The organism is Sulfitobacter sp. 1A15299 (genome assembly GCF_043556915.1).
GTDB lineage: Bacteria > Pseudomonadota > Alphaproteobacteria > Rhodobacterales > Rhodobacteraceae > Sulfitobacter.
Genome location: NZ_JBIFFJ010000072.1, coordinates 1 through 1,688 on the forward strand (window position 1 = coordinate 1; position 1,688 = coordinate 1,688).

The window sequence follows — 1,688 nt, forward strand, 5'->3', positions numbered from 1 at the left end:
TCTTTGGAGGTGAGCAGCCTTCGCGCTCTCCAGCGTTTCAACGTCACCATAAACGAGGACGGGACGTTCTATTGCGGGGTCTACGTTACGCAGTCTCTCTGCCAAGAGGCGGGTTTCTGCTTGCCAGGGATGGTATGTGGCATACTGGAAAAACGTCTGAAGCAAGTAGGACAGAGCGATCAAAAGGGTGCAGTTGCGCATGAGCCGCCCGGAGAGATTGGTGTGCTGGCTCATCAGGGCCGTGGCGCGCACCACGATTACGGCATAGTAGATCCAAGCGAAGCTAAATGCGCGCGAGGGTACCGCAACGCCGAGCTTGAGTGATTGTAGCACCATCAGTGCTATGCCGGCCCAAAGGCCCGCATGCAGATAAAGAGCTTCTTTAGGAGCGTGCTTGATCAAAACGCCCGTCGCTACGATCAATAAGGCAATGTGGAAGTAGCCGGCGGGCAGGAAGTTATACGAGTTGGTAACAAGCAAGATCTTGAATGTTTCCAGCACGTAAGGCAGGTTTTCAATCATTCCTGTAAGGCCTGAAGCCGGCGTCGCCTCTCGCCAGTCTGCCAGTGGTACGCCGAAGATACCGTGTACGTACCAATTTATCGTATATGTGAGTAAGACGGCTGCTGCAAAGCTGGCTATGAACAGAACCATGAGCCCAGCAAGATCCGCAAAGGAGCGATTTTTTGTACGCATGAGGCAGACGGCAAGCAGGATGAGAGAGTAGCTCGGGTAAGCCCAAAAGCTGACGATAACGAAGAGGGGCAGCAGGATGCGAAGGCTGCGTTGCGACAAGTAGCAGCCCAACACTGCATATAGCGCCACGACGGCGAGGCCGGGGAGTAGGGTGTTAAACCATAGTGAAATAAGGGTGGCGGGAACGGAGCCCAAGATGAACAATGCCAAAGCTGCGATGAACCACGTGTGCCCTTCGCGTCCCATTGCTGCCACCGCGAGTGCGGCGGCCAGTAGCGCTGAGAGAATCTGATAGGCTGCAAAGTTCAGCCAAGCGGGGGTTGCGATGCCCCGCAAATGCCAAAGGTAGTTAAGCCAGCGCCCTTCGGTGAGGGTTTTACCCCAGAACATTTGAGCATCGCCAAATAGTGCAGGGTAGTCATCGTGACGAATAAACGGGTCTATGAGGTTAGGCGCTGAGACGACGAAGATTGCCAGCAAGCTTACCCAGAAGGCTTTAAGCAGTCGCTGTGTTTCATCTGGCTTCGACTGCGCGCTTGAGGTTGCGATATATGCAGCGTCCGGAGAGGCAAATGTCATGTCGCACCTGTTTTTCCATGCGCACGTGCGGCAATGATCTTCGCACGAAGTTGGGCAATCTGTGTCACAGTATTTTGCGGCAGCCGCGATACGACAAAGCGGCGGAGCTTCCAGGCGATATTGCCCCCATTTTGAACGGAAGCGCCGTTTGGAATTTGATGCTGGGCAATAGCGGCAGGCAAGCCATGGAGACCTGCATCATTGACATAGAGTATGGTGTTATACCGATACCAAGGCTCAATATTGCGATTGCTTGAGAGGTGCGGTCGGACGCAATCGTAGGCGGTATAGCCGCGCGCCTCGAACAGCTTCTGCCAGTAGGATAGAGGTTGCTCATTGACGTGGAACTCGCCGCCTTGTCCTGTCACCGCAGCCGAGAACAATATTCGATCAGAACTACGGGTGAGGCTATC

1 protein-coding gene and 1 pseudogene are annotated in these 1,688 nt (G+C 54.4%); both read right to left on the minus strand.

All coding sequences use genetic code 11. From position 1 onward, the window contains the following. The coding region (locus ACGYK7_RS19090; RefSeq protein WP_394403948.1) for a hypothetical protein at positions 1–1,275 on the minus strand (1,275 nt) is incomplete at its 3' end. After that, positions 1,272–1,688: pseudogene (locus tag ACGYK7_RS19095) on the minus strand (hypothetical protein); the annotation flags it as partial. The gene ACGYK7_RS19090 and the pseudogene ACGYK7_RS19095, both read right to left, overlap by 4 nt.